Raw genomic sequence first — 14,713 nt, 5'->3', positions numbered from 1 at the left:
CGGGCAACTCACGGATATATTTCTAATATTCAGAAATCTCTCGCTCTAGCCGAGCTCGAACGTCGTGACGCCGAACACGCGATCGATCCGGAGTGGCGGGATCGCGCCGGTATACATCCGCGCGGTCTCGAACACCGGCGACAGCCCGAGGCCTTGCGCCAGCGCGACGGCGTCGCGGTTGACCGCGGGGACATCGAGGAAGACCTCGCCGCTGCCCGCGCTCGCGAGCAATGCCGCGACAACGGCCTCGGCGCCGGCACGGTCATCTGCAACCAGCGGACCGATCTTGCGGCCGGTCCGGCACGGGCGGATCACGCCCCAGCCGGCCAGCCTGCCGTCGCGCATCAGCGCGCGCCCGACATGTCCTGACGTGTTGATCCAGGCGCGCAGGAATGCCGGCCGCGGTGCGGGAAACACCGTGGCGTCATCGGCCTCGATCAGCGCCATCGGCAGATCGGTCAGCGCGACGGTGTCGCCGCTCGGCGCGGATGGTGTGGCGACAGTGCCGCCATAGCGCACATTGGCGTAAGCGAGCGCGAAGCCGGACTTCTGGTAGTTCGCCTGCTGCGCCACCACGCCATCGAGCCCGATCACGCGCGGGCGCGCATGCGCGATGGCCGCATTCCAGATCTTCAGGCCATGGCCGCGGCCGCGCAGATCCGGACGCACGATGTAGAAGCCGAGGAAGGCAAATTGCGCGCCGTAATTGACGCAGGAGATCACCGCGGCCGGCTCGCCATCGAGCTCGCCGATGAAGAAGCCCTGCGGGTCCTCGGCGGCAAAGCAGGGCGCATCTGCGAGACCAGGATTCCATCCCTCCGCCGCGGCCCAGTCCACCGCGAGCGCGATCTCGTCCGGCTGCATCTGTCGGATGGTGAGGTCGTTCATGGTCGATCGCCTCGTCGTGCTGGAGTTATTGATCGTGCACATCGACGGCTGGAGAACAATACCCCCCGTGACGATCTAAAGAACGTACGTCCGTCATGTTGATGAGGCTGCCAACGAGTCCGCACAAAGCGCGGCCCGATGATAAACTCCGCGGCCGTCTCAAGCACGACGGCCACCAGCCGGGCCGCGCATGCTTCGAGGCTCGCTACGCGAGCACCTCAGCATGACGGGACGAAGAGCGCGCTGGTCCGCGATAAGACGTCGATCTCACCCGGCCTTCGGCCGGTACGCCGCGAAGAACACGCGCGTCGCGCTGTCGACGACGGTTGCGATCCGCTCCGGCGAGGGCGACGGCTTGGCCTGGAAGATGAACGCCTGGAACAGCGTCGCCTGGCACATCTGCATGAATTGCCAGGCCGCGAGCTGGTAGTCGTCGATCACGAGCTCGCCGAGCGCGGCGCGCGCCTCGAGATAGGCGGCGAAGCGGTCGACGGTGTGGGCGATGACGTGGGTGTAGAACCGGCTGCCGAGCTCGGGCATCCGCTCGGCGATCGCCATCACGGTGCGGATCGCCGAGCCGCCGCCGGGCCGGCACAACACCGCGACATAGGCGCGGCCGAATTCGGGGAGGGTGGTGTCGACGTCGCGCGCCGGATCGAAATTAAAGGCGACCTTGCCCTGCTCGAGCTTTTCCTCCTCGACGATCGCCGCGAATAGCCCGGCCTTGTCGGGGAAATAGACGTAGAGCGTGCCCTTGGAGACGCCGGCGGCGCGCGCGATCTCGCCCATGCTCGCCCCGTCAAAGCCGAGCTCCAGGAATACCTTGCGGGCGCCGTCCAGGATCTGGCGGCGTTTCGACGATTCCTCCTCGCCGACGGATTGGAGGGAGGTTCGGGGCGCTGCAACCATTGATTTAGCTTCTCGGGAAAGAACTCAACCCAAAGTAGGAAAGGGAAGAATCGAAGCTTTATAATCTAGCGGGCGGGAATGTATATTGACCGAACCGTTCGGTCAATGATATCTTGGGAGTGACGATGCGCCGCACGGCCCTTATTCCGCCATCGCGGGCGTCAAGATTTTTGTGGGGAGCCTCGGCCATGGCCGCAGCACGGGATCAGGCTGCACGCATTGTTCGTTCCGAGCCTGAGATGGCCGAGGACGCGATCGCGCGCGATGCATCCGCCGATCTCGGCGAGCAGGGCCGTGCTGATGAAGCCAAGCGTCCCGCGGAGGCGCCGCCCGCGTCTGCGCCCGAGCAGCCGGCGGCTTCGTCCACTGCGGCGCCGGCGCCGAAATCCGGCAAGCGCAAATTCGTGATGATGGGCGTGGTCGGCCTGCTCGCGCTCGCTGCCGCGGGCTATGCCGCCTATTACCTGATGGTCGGGCGCTTCTACGTCTCGACCGACGATGCCTATGTCCGCGCCAACAACTCCATGCTCGGCGCGCGCGTCGCGGGCCATATCGCGGCGATCCTGCCCGGCGACAACGCGCTGGTGCGCGCAGGCGACGTAATCTTCCGGATCGATGATGGCGACTACCGTATCGCGGCCGACGCCGCGCGCACCAGGATCGCGACCCAGCAGGCGACGATCGAGCGCATCGGCCGCCAGGTTGCGGCGGCGGCGAGTTCGGTCGAGCAGGCGCAGGCCCAGCTCGTGTCCGCCCAGGCCGGCCTGAAGCGCGCCGATCTCGATTTCGATCGGCAGCAGGCGCTCAGCACCAAAGGTTTTGCCTCGCGTGCCACCTTTGAAGTCTCGGAGGCCGGCCGCGATCAGGGCGCGGCCAGCGTGCGATCCGCGCAGGCGGCCTATGATGCCGCCAAGGACAATGTCGAGGTGACCAAGGCGCAGCAGGCCGAGGCCCGCGCCCAGCTCGCCGAATTGCAGACCCAGCTCGCCAAGGCCGAGCGCGATCTCGAATTCACCAACGTCCGCGCGCCGGTCGACGGCACCTTCTCCAACCGCCTGGTCAACACCGGCGACTACATCAATGTCGGTCAGCGGCTCGGCAATGTGGTGCCGCTCGACGGCGTCTACATCGACGCCAACTATAAAGAGACCCAGCTCAAGCGCATCCGCACCGGGCAGCGCGTGACGATCAAGGTCGACGCCTACGGCTTCCGCAAGTTTACCGGCCTCGTCGACAGCATTTCGCCGGCGGCAGGCTCGGTGTTCACCTTGCTGCCGCCCGACAACGCCACCGGCAACTTCACCAAGATCGTGCAGCGCCTGCCGGTCCGCATCCGCGTGCCTGCCAGCGTCGCCAGGCAGGGCCTCTTGCGCGCCGGCATGTCGGTCTACACCACCGTCGACACCCGCGAGGGCGCGGCCGATGCCGACGCCGAAACTGATCTCGACGCGCCGATGATGATCCATCCGCAGTGATGTCTTGAAGCTTCGGACAGAGTCCGAGGCTCGGAGCCGATGAGCCCATGGCTGATACGACCACTGCTTCGCCCTCGATGATGACCGGCGCCCCGGAGTCCGAGCGCATCCAGCCGAAGCGGCTGGTTGCCTTCATCATCATGGTGTTCGGCATGTTCATGTCGATCCTGGACATCCAGATCGTCTCGGCCTCGCTGTCCGAGATCCAGGCCGGCCTGTCGGCATCCTCGACCGAAGTGTCGTGGGTGCAGACCGCCTATCTGATCGCCGAAGTGATCGCGATTCCCTTGTCCGGGTTCCTGTCGCGCGCGCTCGGCACAAGGCTGTTGTTTGCGATCTCGGCGTTCGGCTTCACCGCCTCGAGCCTGCTGTGCGGCTTCGCTTCCTCGATCGAGCAGATGATCCTGTGGCGCGCGCTGCAGGGCTTTCTCGGCGCCGGCATGATCCCGACGGTGTTCGCCTCGGCCTACACGATCTTCCCGCGCACCAAATTCCACATCGTGGCGCCGATCATCGGCCTCGTCGCGACGCTGGCGCCGACCGTTGGCCCAACCGTCGGCGGCTACATCACGGATCTGATGTCGTGGCACTGGTTGTTCTTCATCAACATCGTGCCTGGCGTCATCATCACGGCAGGCGTGCTGGCGCTGGTCGATTTCGACCAGCCAAACTTCGCGCTGCTCGAGCGCTTCGACTGGTGGGGCCTGATCTTCATGGCCGGTTTCCTCGGCTCGCTTGAATATGTGCTGGAGGAGGGGCCGCAATATGAGTGGCTGCAGGACACCTCGGTCGCTGTCTGCGCCGCGATTGGCTTCGTCTCGGCGGTCGCGTTCTTCTGGCGCGTCTTGACCGCGGAGGAGCCGATCGTCGATCTCTACGCCTTCAGTAACCGCAACTTCGCGGTCGGCTGCGTGCTGCAGTTCTGCATCGGTATCGGGCTCTATGGCCTGACTTATGTCTATCCGCGCTATCTCGCGGAGGTTCGCGGCTACAGCGCGCTGATGATCGGCGAGACCATGTTCGTCTCCGGCGTCACCATGTTCTTGATGGCGCCGGTGGTCGGGCGGCTGATGCAGAAGGTCGATTTGCGCTACATCATCGCCTTCGGCCTCGTGACCTTCGCGCTCGGCTCCTGGCAGATGACCTGGATCACCCGCGACTATGATTTCTATGAGCTGCTGCTGCCGCAGATCCTGCGCGGCATCGGCATGATGTGCGCCATGGTGCCGACCAACAACATCGCGCTCGCGACGTTGCCGCAGGATCGCGTCAAGAACGCCTCCGGCCTGTTCAACCTGATGCGCAACCTCGGCGGCGCGGTAGGTCTCGCCGTCATCAACGAGGTGCTCAACGACCGCACCGATCTGCACATCTCGCGGCTGCATGACCGCGTGACCTGGGGCAACACCACCGCGGTCGAGACCCTCAACATGTTCACCCAGCGCATGCAGGGCATGGGCGATTCCGCCGTCATGGCGATGAAGCAGCTCTCGCAGATCGTGCACCGTCAGGCAGCGGTGATGGGCTATGGCGATGCCTTCTTCATGCTGTCGCTGTTCTATGTCGCGCTCAGCCTTCTGGTGCTGTTCGTCAACAAGCCACCGTCGATGACCGCGAGCGGCGGCGACGCGCATTAGGTGTCATCGGTTTTCGTATCCCCCATGAGCGAAGCGACATGCGGGACCGATCTCGGCAGTTCATCACTGAGCGTGACGCGGCCCCGGATATCGCTTCGCTCATCCGGGCTACGAAAGTGTGCCGTTGTCGCCGGGCTGAGTGCATCGCATCGGCGCGCGGGCTGCGCCCGGTCCCGTGAATAGCTGATATCGCCGACACATTGACGCACTCACGCCGATGTTACCTTGCCAATCGCGCGTGATGCATTTATAAGCAGCGCTTCCTTACTCGAACCGGGGAGATGCGCATGAAGTCGCTTATTTCGCAGATCGCGCGCCCGCGTTCGACGGTGCTGGACGCCTTTACGCGTTAGCTCCCGGCGCTGATCGGGCCTGATCCCCGATCAGCAAAACGTCCCAACAATTTATCGACAATTTCCAGCGGCGCTCGCGGTCGGATTCCGCCCGCACGTCGCCTCAGATGGAGCCGGCACGCGCTGCAAAAGCGTGGCCGGAATGTGCCATGACCTCTCTGACGACCAAGCGGCCGGCCGCAATCCGGATCGTGCTCCCCTTTGTCTTCCGCCATTGGCTGGAACAGCCGCTGCGTGCCTCCGCGGTGACGGCGGGATTCCTCGGCGCAACCGCGGCCGACCTGTTCATGCCGGTGTTTTCCGGCCATCTGGTCGACGCGCTGACCGCGGGCGCCACCAATGCGGCCGCGCGCCATGCGGCGATGCTGGCGTTCGGCGCCATCGTCGGCCTCGGCGCGCTGTCGCTGGTGCTGCGGCTGGTCGGCATCCAGACCATCGTGCCGTTCACGCTGAAGACGATGTCCGATGTCGGGCAGCAGGCCTTCATGCGGGTGCAGCGCTTCTCGACCGACTGGCACGCCAATTCGTTCGCCGGCTCCACCGTGCGCAAGATCACGCGCGGCATGTGGGCGCTCGATTTGCTGAACGACACCATCCTGATGGCGCTGCTGCCGTCGGTCGTGGTGCTGCTCGGCTCGATGATCCTGCTCGGCGTGCATTGGCCGCAGCTCGGCGCGGTGATCGCGGTCGGCTCGGTGATCTATGTCGCGATGACCATGGTGTTCCAGGTGCGCTACGTCGCGCCTGCCGCGCGCGTTTCCAATGCGTGGGACACCAAGGTCGGCGGCACGCTGGCCGACGCCCTGACCTGCAACGCGGTGGTGAAGTCGTTCGGCGCGGAGACGCGCGAGGACATGCGGCTCGACGGCGTCATCAGCCGCTGGCGCCGGCGGGTGCGGCGCACCTGGTTCCGCTACAACCACACCTCGACGGCGCAGCTCGTGGTGCTGCTGTGCTTCCGTGCCTCGGTGATCGGTGGTGCGATCCTGCTGTGGGCGCAGGGCCGCGCCACGCCGGGCGACGTCACCTATGTGCTGACCAGCTACTACATCATCCACGCCTATCTGCGCGATGTCGGCATGCACATCAACAACCTGCAGCGTTCGGTGAACGACATGGAGGAGCTGGTGCAGATCCATGGCGAGCCGCTTGGCATCGTCGACGCGGATGATGCTGGAACGATCGACATCCAGGGCGGCCGCATCGTGTTCGACGACGTCACGTTTCACTATGGCGGCCATCGCCGGCCGCTCTATGACGCCCTGTCGGTCGACATCGATGCCGGCGAGCGGGTCGGCCTGGTCGGGCGCTCCGGCTCCGGCAAGACGACCTTCGTCAAGCTGGTGCAGCGGCTCTACGACGTCTCCGCTGGCCGGATCCTCATCGACGGTCAGGACATCGCCAAGGCGACGCAGCAATCGCTGCGCAGCCAGATCGCGATCGTGCAGCAGGAGCCGATCCTGTTCCACCGCACCCTGGCGGAGAACATCGCCTATGGCCGGCCGGGCGCCGGCATGGAGGCGATCGAGCAGGCGGCGCGGCTTGCCAATGCGCACGACTTCATCATGCGGCTGCCGAAGGGTTACGGCACGCTGGTGGGCGAGCGCGGCGTCAAGCTGTCGGGCGGCGAGCGGCAGCGCGTGGCGCTGGCACGCGCCTTCCTGGCCGATGCGCCGATCCTGATCCTGGACGAGGCGACCTCGAGCCTCGATTCGGAATCCGAGGCGCTGATCCAGCAGGCGATGGAACGGCTGATGAAGGGCCGCACCTCGATCGTGATCGCGCACCGGCTGTCGACCGTGCGCAGCATGGATCGCATCCTGGTGTTCGACCGCGGCGAGATCGTCGAGCAGGGCACCCATGAGGTGCTCGCCGCGCGTCAAGGCGGCATCTATCGCGGCCTGTTCGAGCGTCAGGCGACCGAATTCGGTCAGGCCGCGGCGGAGTGAGATGGCGCATGGCTGGAGCGTCGGTTCTGATTGGATCAGAACCGACGCTCACGCAGCGCCCGCTATTTCGGCGCCAGTCCGTTCCACACCAGCGCGACGCCGGACAGGAACAGCAGCAGCAGCACGACGTCGGAGAAATTGCGGTCGCTGAGCGCGTGATAGAGCCGCGCGCCGAGCCAGGCGCCGAGCAGTGTCCCCGGAAACGCGCACGCCACCAGCCAGATCAGCTCTGTTTTCACCAGGCCGCTTGCGATCTGCACGCAAAGCGCGGCCGCCAGGATCGTGAAGTTGAAGATCTGGAACACGCCGCGGCGCTGCTGTTTGCCCCAGCCGCGCACGCTGGCCCACAGGATCGGCAGCGGGCCGGACAGTCCGGCGAGGCCGCCGAGGATGCCGCCGGCAAATCCGATCGCGCCATCGGCCCATTTGCCGCCGAAGGCGATCGACATCGGCTTGCGTTGCAGGAACAACGCGGTCGGAAACACCAGCAGGAAGACGCCGATCGTCAGCTTGAAGACCTCGGGGTCGGCCCGCGCGATCAGCAGGATGCCGATCGGCACGCCCGCGAGGCCTGCGATGACGAACGGCCAGACCAGGCGGAAATCGATGCTCTTCCAGATCGACGGCAAGGTCGAGAGCTGCGCGATGACCGAGCAGACCAGCACGAGCGGCACCGCGAGTGTCGGCGGCAGCACATAGAGCCAGATGCCGAGCGCCATCAGCGCGGTGCCGAAGCCGGCAAGGCCGGAGACGAAACCGCCGGCAAGCGCGCCGAAGAACAGGATCGCATAGCTTGCCGGGGTCATTTTTTCTCCTTCGTCATTCCGGGATGGTCCGAAGGACCAGACCGCAGGTGCGCAATCGCGCACCGGGGAATCTCGAGATTCCGGCTTCGATGCTGGCGCATCGCCCCGGAACGACGGTGGTGTTTGGCGCCACGTTTACACAACGCGTCTCGCAGGTACTATTCAAAATCGCGGCTCATCAACGATAATCGGAACGGAAGCATCCCATGACTTCAGGCTCGCCTGCGAATTCGCAAAAAACCTTTCTGGTCTGTCACGGCGCCTGGTCGGCAGGCTGGGCATGGAAGAAGATGCATCCCCTGATGCAGGCCGCCGGCCATCGGCTGGTCACGCCGAGCTACACCGGGCTTGGCGAGCGCGCGCACCTTGCGCATCAAGGACTCGACCTCGAGGCGCATATCCAGGATGTGCTCAGCGTCATCAGTTACGAGGACCTGCACGACATCGTGCTGATCGGGCACTCCTATGGCGGCATGGTCGCGACCGGCGTCGCCGACCGGGTGCGCGAGCGCATCGCGCAGATGATCTATATCGACGCTTTCGTGCCGCGCGACGGCCAGTCGCTGTTCGATCTCAACGAATCGGCCATCGAGACCATGCGTGAGTTCGCGAGCGACGGCGACGGCTGGCGTATTCCGCCGATGCCGGTGCCGCCGGACACGTCGCCCGCCGACGTCGCATGGCTGAGCGCGCGGCGCGTCGACATGCCGATCAAATGCTTCGAGCAGAAATTGCGGTTGAAGCACGGCGAGACCAGCCTGCCGCGCAGCTACATCTACGCCACCCGCGCCACGCAGGCCGACACGTTCGGCCAGTTCGCCCGGCGCATCAGGAACGAAGCCGGCTGGCGCTATTTCGAGATCGACGCCAGCCACTCGCCGAACGTCACCGCACCGGAGGCGCTGATGGCGATGCTCATGGAGATTGTTTCCTGAGGCGATCTCTAGCGATCCAGATCGTATTCGTGCACGGCAATCCTCGTTCACGGACGAGATCTATCAGCGCTGCGGTGAAAGATCCGAGCGTTACGATAAAAAGTATGGCGACACCATATTCGTGCCGCAGCTGGAAATAGGTACTGACGAATGCCACGATCACCAGCAGGCACGTCAGGATGGCGCTTATTGTGGAGAACATGATAGGCGATTGAGGAGCTCGGCGCGGCGCCTCAGCCGGGGCATGTCTTTCTTACGCCCTGTTTTGGCATCATCGCCGTCCGGGACCGCATCAAGAGCTTGTATCCGGTCGGTCACGCGGTCCATGCGGGAGATCAGCGTCCGGATTGGGTTTGAGGTTCTGGCGGGCACTGATCGACTGGCGGTTGCATTGACCAATGCCGCTGCAACGCCGCGCCCTGTCCGCTTCAGCATGCGACAGACCGCGCGCAACCGCGACGGCTGGCGTATGCCGCGGGCTGCCGATGCCGCGCCGGAATCAATCAGCCGCTTGTTTGCCCGGGATCATGCACCGCGCGCGTCGCGGACGGCTTGAGCGACCTTTGTCGCCTGCGATACGCGTCCGATCTTTGCGCCTGCAATGATCTTTCGTCGGCGTTCGCTTGGCTTCGACGCCATGCCTTCGCCCGCGGTGCCTCCTGCCGGGGGACGCGTCGTGAAGTTCGCGGCCCGGTGCAGCGCGAGGGCCTTTCGCGCTGCTTCGACATGTGCGGTCCGGGCTGCCAGATTGTGCTGACGCCTCAGCTCCGTGTTGACCCGTTTCAGCGCTGCCGCGAAGACCTGTTTTCGCTCTGACGCATGCTTGGCGGTTCCTGGAAAGCTCGTGCCGCGAGCCTCGGCCTTTCCGCGGCTCTCTCGCTGCTTTTGTCGGCCGACCGTTCGCTCCTTGTCGCGCATCTTGCGCAAGCGGGGTCGCATGGCCTCGAGCTCGCTCACCTCGACGCCGTAGATGGCGGGATGATGCGTCAGGCGGATTTCCTCATATTCTTCGTGGCTGAGGATGCTGCGTTCGAACTTGCAGGCGACCGACATTCCTATTCCTCCTCTTGATCTTCTTGAATCTCGGGGCAGAAGGACACGTCCAGCTCTGGCGGATCATAGCTGCAATGCCGCCGGATGACCAATCTGCCACTATCCAAACTCGGCCAGCGCTTCGATCGCAGTGATCGATTGTCTTGCTATAGCGTCAAAGCACAGTGGCTCCTACTTTTCTGCGTCGTTGTCCTTGAGACGAATCCCCTCAGTGCGCAGAGCCGCAAAGAGAGCCGCGATATCTTCGGGCTCCATATTGTTGGGGCACATCCCGTTCAGTTGCTCGGTCGTGATCGTGCCGGTGCTACTGGCGATGTCTCTTGCCTTCGCCATGATCTTCTGAAGGTCCATCTGCGATCCTCCGCGAGAGGCACACTCTACGCCCGCCACCCCATGCATGTCGCCTTTTAAGAAAGGTGGGCTGTGGCGGCACTGAAGCGATCGGTTCGCTTCGCTTCGCTTCGAGTTGAGATAATATCGTTCGAAGTTCGCCGTCGGAATTGCGCAGCGACCGCAACTTTGTCTCGCATGTTCGGCTAAACTGCGACATAATGAGTGTCTCGCGTGCTGGTGAGCATGGATTCATGAACCGCAGCCCCGTGCTCGTAGACCTGGCGCTCCAAGGTGGGGGATCGCACGGTGCGTTCACGTGGGGTGTCCTGGATCGGCTTCTCGAAGAACCATGGTTTCAGATTGCGGGCATATCCGGGACATCGGCCGGAGCGATGAACGCAGCCGTGCTGGCGGATGGTTGGACCGCGGGCGGAGCTGCCGGCGCACGCGAAGCGCTTGAAAAATATTGGCGAAGCGTCTCGCGCGCCGCCGCATTCAGTCCGTTGCAACGGTCGCCGCTCGACCGCCTGATGGGACGCTGGTCGCTTGACAGCTCCCCGGCCTATCTCTTCACCGATTTGATGTCGCGGATGCTTTCACCCTATGACCTCAATCCGCTTGGCTTCAATCCGCTACGCGACATATTGAACGACAGTATCGATTTCGAGCGTCTTGCACGCGCGCCGATCAAGCTCTTCATCACCGCCACGCGCGTGCGTACGGGCCGCGGACGGATTTTTCGCAACGCGGAGATTACCGCGGATGTCCTGCTTGCGTCGGCTTGCCTGCCAACGATGTTTCGCGCGATCGAGATCGATGGCGAGCCCTATTGGGACGGCGGCTACGCGGGTAATCCCACGATTACGCCGCTCGTCCGCGAGACCGACGCGCGCGACACCGTCGTCGTCCAGATCAACCCGACCGAGCGTCCGGAGCAGCCGCGCACGGCCGCTGACATTCTCAACCGGCTTAACGAGATCTCGTTCAACTCGCCGCTGGCAAAGGAGCTGCGGATGATCGCGTTGCTTCGCCAGGTCGCCGATCCCGGTACAGGGGAAGGCGCCCGCTGGGCGCAGATGAAGACGCACCGGATCAAGAGCGACATGCTCGCGACGTTCGGTTCGTCATCCAAGCTCAATGCCGAATGGGCGTTCGTGGCCAAGCTGCACGAGGAAGGGCGGCGAGCCGCCGGCGAATTCCTCGACGCCCATGGCGCCGATCTCGGTGAGCGTTCGACCGCAGATCTCGATATTCTGCTGGCGGAGTGCTGAGACGATGGGTCTTCTCGGCATTCTCGTCGGGCTTGGACTGCTGGTCTGTCTCGCTTTCCGCGGTTGGAGCGTGCTGCTGCTCGCGCCGCTCTGTGCGCTGGTGGCCGCAGCCTTCGGTGGCGAGCCGCTGCTTGCCAACTGGACGCAGACCTTCATGGGTAGCGCGTCGGAGTTTCTCGCGCAGTTCTTCCCTATTTTTCTGCTTGGCGCCGTGTTCGGAAAGCTCATGGATGACAGCGGCGCAGTCGCGGCGGTCGCGGGCTTCATCTCCCGGTGCCTGGGCGAACGCCGGATCATCCTTGCGGTCGTGCTCGCAGGCGCACTGGTCACCTACGGCGGCGTCAGCCTGTTCGTCGCCTTCTTTGTCATCGTTCCGATGGCGCAGTCGCTGTTTCGCACGGCGGGGATTCCACGTCGTCTGGTACCGGCGGCGGTCATTCTCGGGACTTCGACCTTCACCATGTCGGCGCTGCCGGGCACGCCGTCGATACAGAATGCGATACCGATGCCTTTCTTCGGCACGACCCCCTTTGCCGCACCGGGCCTCGGCGTTGTCGCCTCGATCATCATGCTGAGCGTCGGGCTGTGGTGGCTGCTTCGCGCGGAGAAGGCAGCGCATCGCGCAAAAGAGGGGTATGGCGACGAGCCGCCGGTTCCGGCGGATGCAGCCGACGACGAGCTGTTGCGCGAGCGGGCTACGACGGCGCGAGAATTCGACCCGGCGGAGCTCCGCCACGGATATCACAGCAACGCCGCCGTCCCGATTTTCAACGCCATCCTTCCCCTGATCGTCGTCGTCGCCGTCAATCTGGTGATGTCGCTGGTTGTGCTGCCTCGGCTTGATTTCTCGTTCCTGGCCGAACAGCGGTGGGGAAATACATCGCTGGCTGCCGTGGCCGGTGTCTGGTCGGTTGTGGTGGCGTTGGCGGGAGCGATCGTGACGGTCATCCTCTGCAACTGGACGCGGCTGCCCGCACTGCGACGAACTATGGATGCCGGTGCCAACGCGTCGGTCCTGCCGGCGCTGAGCGTCGCAAGCCTTGTCGGATTCGGCGCCGTTATCGCCTCGCTTCCCGCTTTCGGCGTGGTGCGGGACTGGGTGTTGCGAATTGAAGGCGGTCCATTGGTGTCGCTCGCGGTCGCGACGAACATCCTTGCCGCGCTGACGGGGTCGGCTTCCGGCGGCTTGACGATCGCGCTCGATGCGCTGGGACGGACCTATATGGATCTTGCCGCGGAGGCGGGTATTGACCCCGGCCTGTTGCATCGCGTCGCGGTGATCGGTTCGGGAACGCTGGACATTCTACCTCACAACGGCGCTGTCGTTAGCCTGCTTGCGATCTGTGGGCTCAAGCATCGCGATAGCTATCTCGACATTGTCATGGTCGGCATTGTGAGTTCTGTCATTGCTCTCGCAGCGGTGATTGCGATCGGCACCGCATTCGGGTCGTTCTGACGCAAGACGATGGGTTGGCTCTACTTCCCGCCGGCGCGCGTAGCTGGAACGACGTTGATCTGAAACTGGCGAGGGGCCCGGCGTGTCGCGCCGAGCCCCTCATGGTCCATCTTCAAGACGCGTTTTCTTCACGCGAACCGGAAATCCACTTCGCTCGAAAACGCTTTAGAATATCAGCCGGCCTGTAAGCCGGGTTCTGTAGGGCACCATTCTCGCGAATGGTACGCGACGGCCATTCCTCTGGGACAAGGTTTGCACCTTGCCTCGGGCAACCTACCCGGACAGCGGGCCTGACATCGCCCTGCGGTGTTATCGCGCGTGCGCGAACTAACCGCGTTGCCGTCCCTATTCGGTTTTGCTCCCGGTGTGGTTTGCCATGCCGTCTCCGTTGCCGGAAACGCGGTGCGCTCTTACCGCACCTTTTCACCCTTACTTCCTCCGAGGAGGGAGCGGTTCGTTCTCTGTGGCACTTTCCCTGGGGTCGCCCCCGCCGGATGTTATCCGGCACCGCATGTCGATGGAGCCCGGACTTTCCTCCCCCGCGGCCTTTCGGCGCTTGCGGGAGCGGCCGTCCGGCCGACTGACGGGTTACGCATGCGGGCTTTGGCCGCCCGCGTCAAGCGATTGCGATGGTTAACCCCTGGCCCGGCGCCCGGCGGGTCCTCGATTTTGACATTCGCAGAGGAGGGGCCTTTGATATCGATTTGATCGATCCAAAGGTCGAGGCGCCATGGATACCGAACTGGCCCGGACGTTCCTGTCGGTGGTGAGCGCCGGCAACTTCATCACCGCGGCGGAGCGGCTGCATGTCAGCCAGTCGACCGTCAGCACCCGCATCCACACGCTCGAGCAGCAGCTCGGCTGCGTGCTGTTCGTGCGCAACAAGGCCGGCACCACGTTGACGCCGGCCGGCCGGCAGTTTCAGCGCCACGCCTCGGTGCTGGTCCGCACCGTCGAGCAGGCGCGCCATGATGTCGGAATCCCCAAGGGATTTTCCGCGACGCTGGTGGTCGGCGGCCGCATCGGACTTTGGGAAGAGTATCTGCTGCGCTGGCTGCCGCTGATGACGCGGGCGCATCCCGACATCTCGATCCGCGCCGAGAGCGCGCTCGAGCCCGAGCTGATGCAGGGGCTGGTCGAGGGACGCATCGACATCGGCGTGATGTACACGCCGCAGAGTCGCCCCGGCCTCAAGGTCGAGCAGCTGTTCGAGGAGCAGCTCATCCTGGTGTCGACCGATCCGAAAAGCGCACCGGAGCCGGGACCGGGCTATGTCTATGTCGATTGGGGCCCCGAATTCTACGCGCGTCACGCCACGCTGTTTCCGAATTTCGCCGGCCCCGCGCTGACGGTGAATATCGGCTGGCTCGGATTGCAGCATCTTTTGGAGAATGGCGGCTCTGGCTTCTTCGCGCGTCGTATCGTGGAGCCGCTCCTGAAGGCGCGGCGGCTGCACGCCGTCGCCGGCGCACCTGGCTTTGCGATGCCCGCCTATGTCGCCTATCCGGCTGACAGCCAGGACGATCATCTGGCGCGCGCGGTCGAGACCATGCATCGGCTTGCCGCGTCGCAGGTTAATGCGAGCGCGGACCTGCCGCGGGCCAGGCCTGCCGCGCGGCGGCGGCGCTGACCGCGATTTCTATCGGCA

At 64.4% G+C, this 14,713-nt stretch carries 13 protein-coding genes and 1 other RNA gene; 7 read left to right on the top strand and 7 right to left on the bottom strand.

The features are described 5' to 3' along the window. Positions 1-45 precede the first annotated feature (45 nt). On the bottom strand, positions 46-888 hold the full coding sequence (locus ACVMIH_RS17010) for a GNAT family N-acetyltransferase (protein ID WP_456862566.1): 843 nt from the start codon (positions 886-888) through the stop codon (positions 46-48). 267 nt (positions 889-1,155) lie between these two features. Then, positions 1,156-1,797 carry a TetR/AcrR family transcriptional regulator gene (locus ACVMIH_RS17005; RefSeq protein WP_057014977.1) on the bottom strand — a complete coding sequence of 214 codons (642 nt, stop codon included), beginning with the start codon at positions 1,795-1,797 and terminating at the stop codon, positions 1,156-1,158. A 188-nt stretch (positions 1,798-1,985) separates the two neighbouring features. Here ACVMIH_RS17005 and ACVMIH_RS17000 point away from each other — a divergent pair, with 188 nt between their 5' ends. From ACVMIH_RS17000 to ACVMIH_RS16990, 3 genes are all read left to right on the top strand, one after another. Next, complete coding sequence (locus tag ACVMIH_RS17000; protein WP_456862562.1) at positions 1,986-3,272, top strand: HlyD family secretion protein; 1,287 nt, start codon at positions 1,986-1,988, stop codon at positions 3,270-3,272. Between the two features lie 47 nt (positions 3,273-3,319). Then, positions 3,320-4,909, top strand: a complete 1,590-nt coding sequence (locus ACVMIH_RS16995) for a DHA2 family efflux MFS transporter permease subunit (RefSeq protein ID WP_092087667.1) — start codon at positions 3,320-3,322, stop codon at positions 4,907-4,909. Positions 4,910-5,411: 502 nt separating this feature from the next. Then, positions 5,412-7,211: an ABC transporter ATP-binding protein gene (locus tag ACVMIH_RS16990; protein ID WP_456862558.1), complete on the top strand. Its 1,800-nt coding sequence runs from the start codon at positions 5,412-5,414 to the stop codon at positions 7,209-7,211. 62 nt (positions 7,212-7,273) lie between these two features. On the opposite strand, the gene ACVMIH_RS16985 is transcribed toward ACVMIH_RS16990, so the two are convergent. Then, a complete protein-coding gene (locus ACVMIH_RS16985) occupies positions 7,274-8,017 on the bottom strand; it encodes a sulfite exporter TauE/SafE family protein (RefSeq protein WP_456862555.1) in 744 nt (247 codons plus the stop codon). Between the two features lie 206 nt (positions 8,018-8,223). Between ACVMIH_RS16985 and ACVMIH_RS16980 the strand changes: the two genes are divergently transcribed. Continuing rightward, positions 8,224-8,952: an alpha/beta fold hydrolase gene (locus tag ACVMIH_RS16980; protein WP_057014981.1), complete on the top strand. Its 729-nt coding sequence runs from the start codon at positions 8,224-8,226 to the stop codon at positions 8,950-8,952. Here ACVMIH_RS16980 and ACVMIH_RS16975 read toward each other — a convergent pair. From ACVMIH_RS16975 to ACVMIH_RS16965, 3 genes are all read right to left on the bottom strand, one after another. Further along, positions 8,933-9,154 carry a DUF2721 domain-containing protein gene (locus ACVMIH_RS16975; RefSeq protein ID WP_156436019.1) on the bottom strand — a complete coding sequence of 74 codons (222 nt, stop codon included), beginning with the start codon at positions 9,152-9,154 and terminating at the stop codon, positions 8,933-8,935. The two genes, ACVMIH_RS16980 and ACVMIH_RS16975, sit on opposite strands and share 20 nt — an antisense overlap. Before the next feature lie 323 nt (positions 9,155-9,477). Further along, positions 9,478-10,005, bottom strand: a complete 528-nt coding sequence (locus ACVMIH_RS16970) for a hypothetical protein (RefSeq protein ID WP_229191802.1) — start codon at positions 10,003-10,005, stop codon at positions 9,478-9,480. Between the two features lie 171 nt (positions 10,006-10,176). After that, positions 10,177-10,356, bottom strand: coding sequence for a hypothetical protein (locus tag ACVMIH_RS16965; RefSeq protein ID WP_076824115.1), 180 nt, complete (start codon positions 10,354-10,356; stop codon positions 10,177-10,179). A 233-nt stretch (positions 10,357-10,589) separates the two neighbouring features. Between ACVMIH_RS16965 and ACVMIH_RS16960 the strand changes: the two genes are divergently transcribed. Then, positions 10,590-11,609, top strand: coding sequence for a patatin-like phospholipase family protein (locus ACVMIH_RS16960; protein ID WP_026193140.1), 1,020 nt, complete (start codon positions 10,590-10,592; stop codon positions 11,607-11,609). A 4-nt stretch (positions 11,610-11,613) separates the two neighbouring features. Then, positions 11,614-13,065 carry a GntP family permease gene (locus ACVMIH_RS16955; RefSeq protein WP_456862552.1) on the top strand — a complete coding sequence of 484 codons (1,452 nt, stop codon included), beginning with the start codon at positions 11,614-11,616 and terminating at the stop codon, positions 13,063-13,065. 169 nt (positions 13,066-13,234) lie between these two features. On the opposite strand, the gene rnpB is transcribed toward ACVMIH_RS16955, so the two are convergent. Next, positions 13,235-13,649, bottom strand: an RNA gene (rnpB, locus tag ACVMIH_RS16950) — RNase P RNA component class A. Between the two features lie 146 nt (positions 13,650-13,795). On the opposite strand from rnpB, the gene ACVMIH_RS16945 reads away from it, so the two are divergent. Next, positions 13,796-14,695 carry a LysR family transcriptional regulator gene (locus ACVMIH_RS16945; RefSeq protein WP_456782093.1) on the top strand — a complete coding sequence of 300 codons (900 nt, stop codon included), beginning with the start codon at positions 13,796-13,798 and terminating at the stop codon, positions 14,693-14,695. Positions 14,696-14,713 lie beyond the last annotated feature (18 nt).

Source organism: Bradyrhizobium sp. USDA 4503 (genome assembly GCF_054055815.1).
This window is presented reverse-complemented; position numbering and strand designations above follow the sequence as displayed.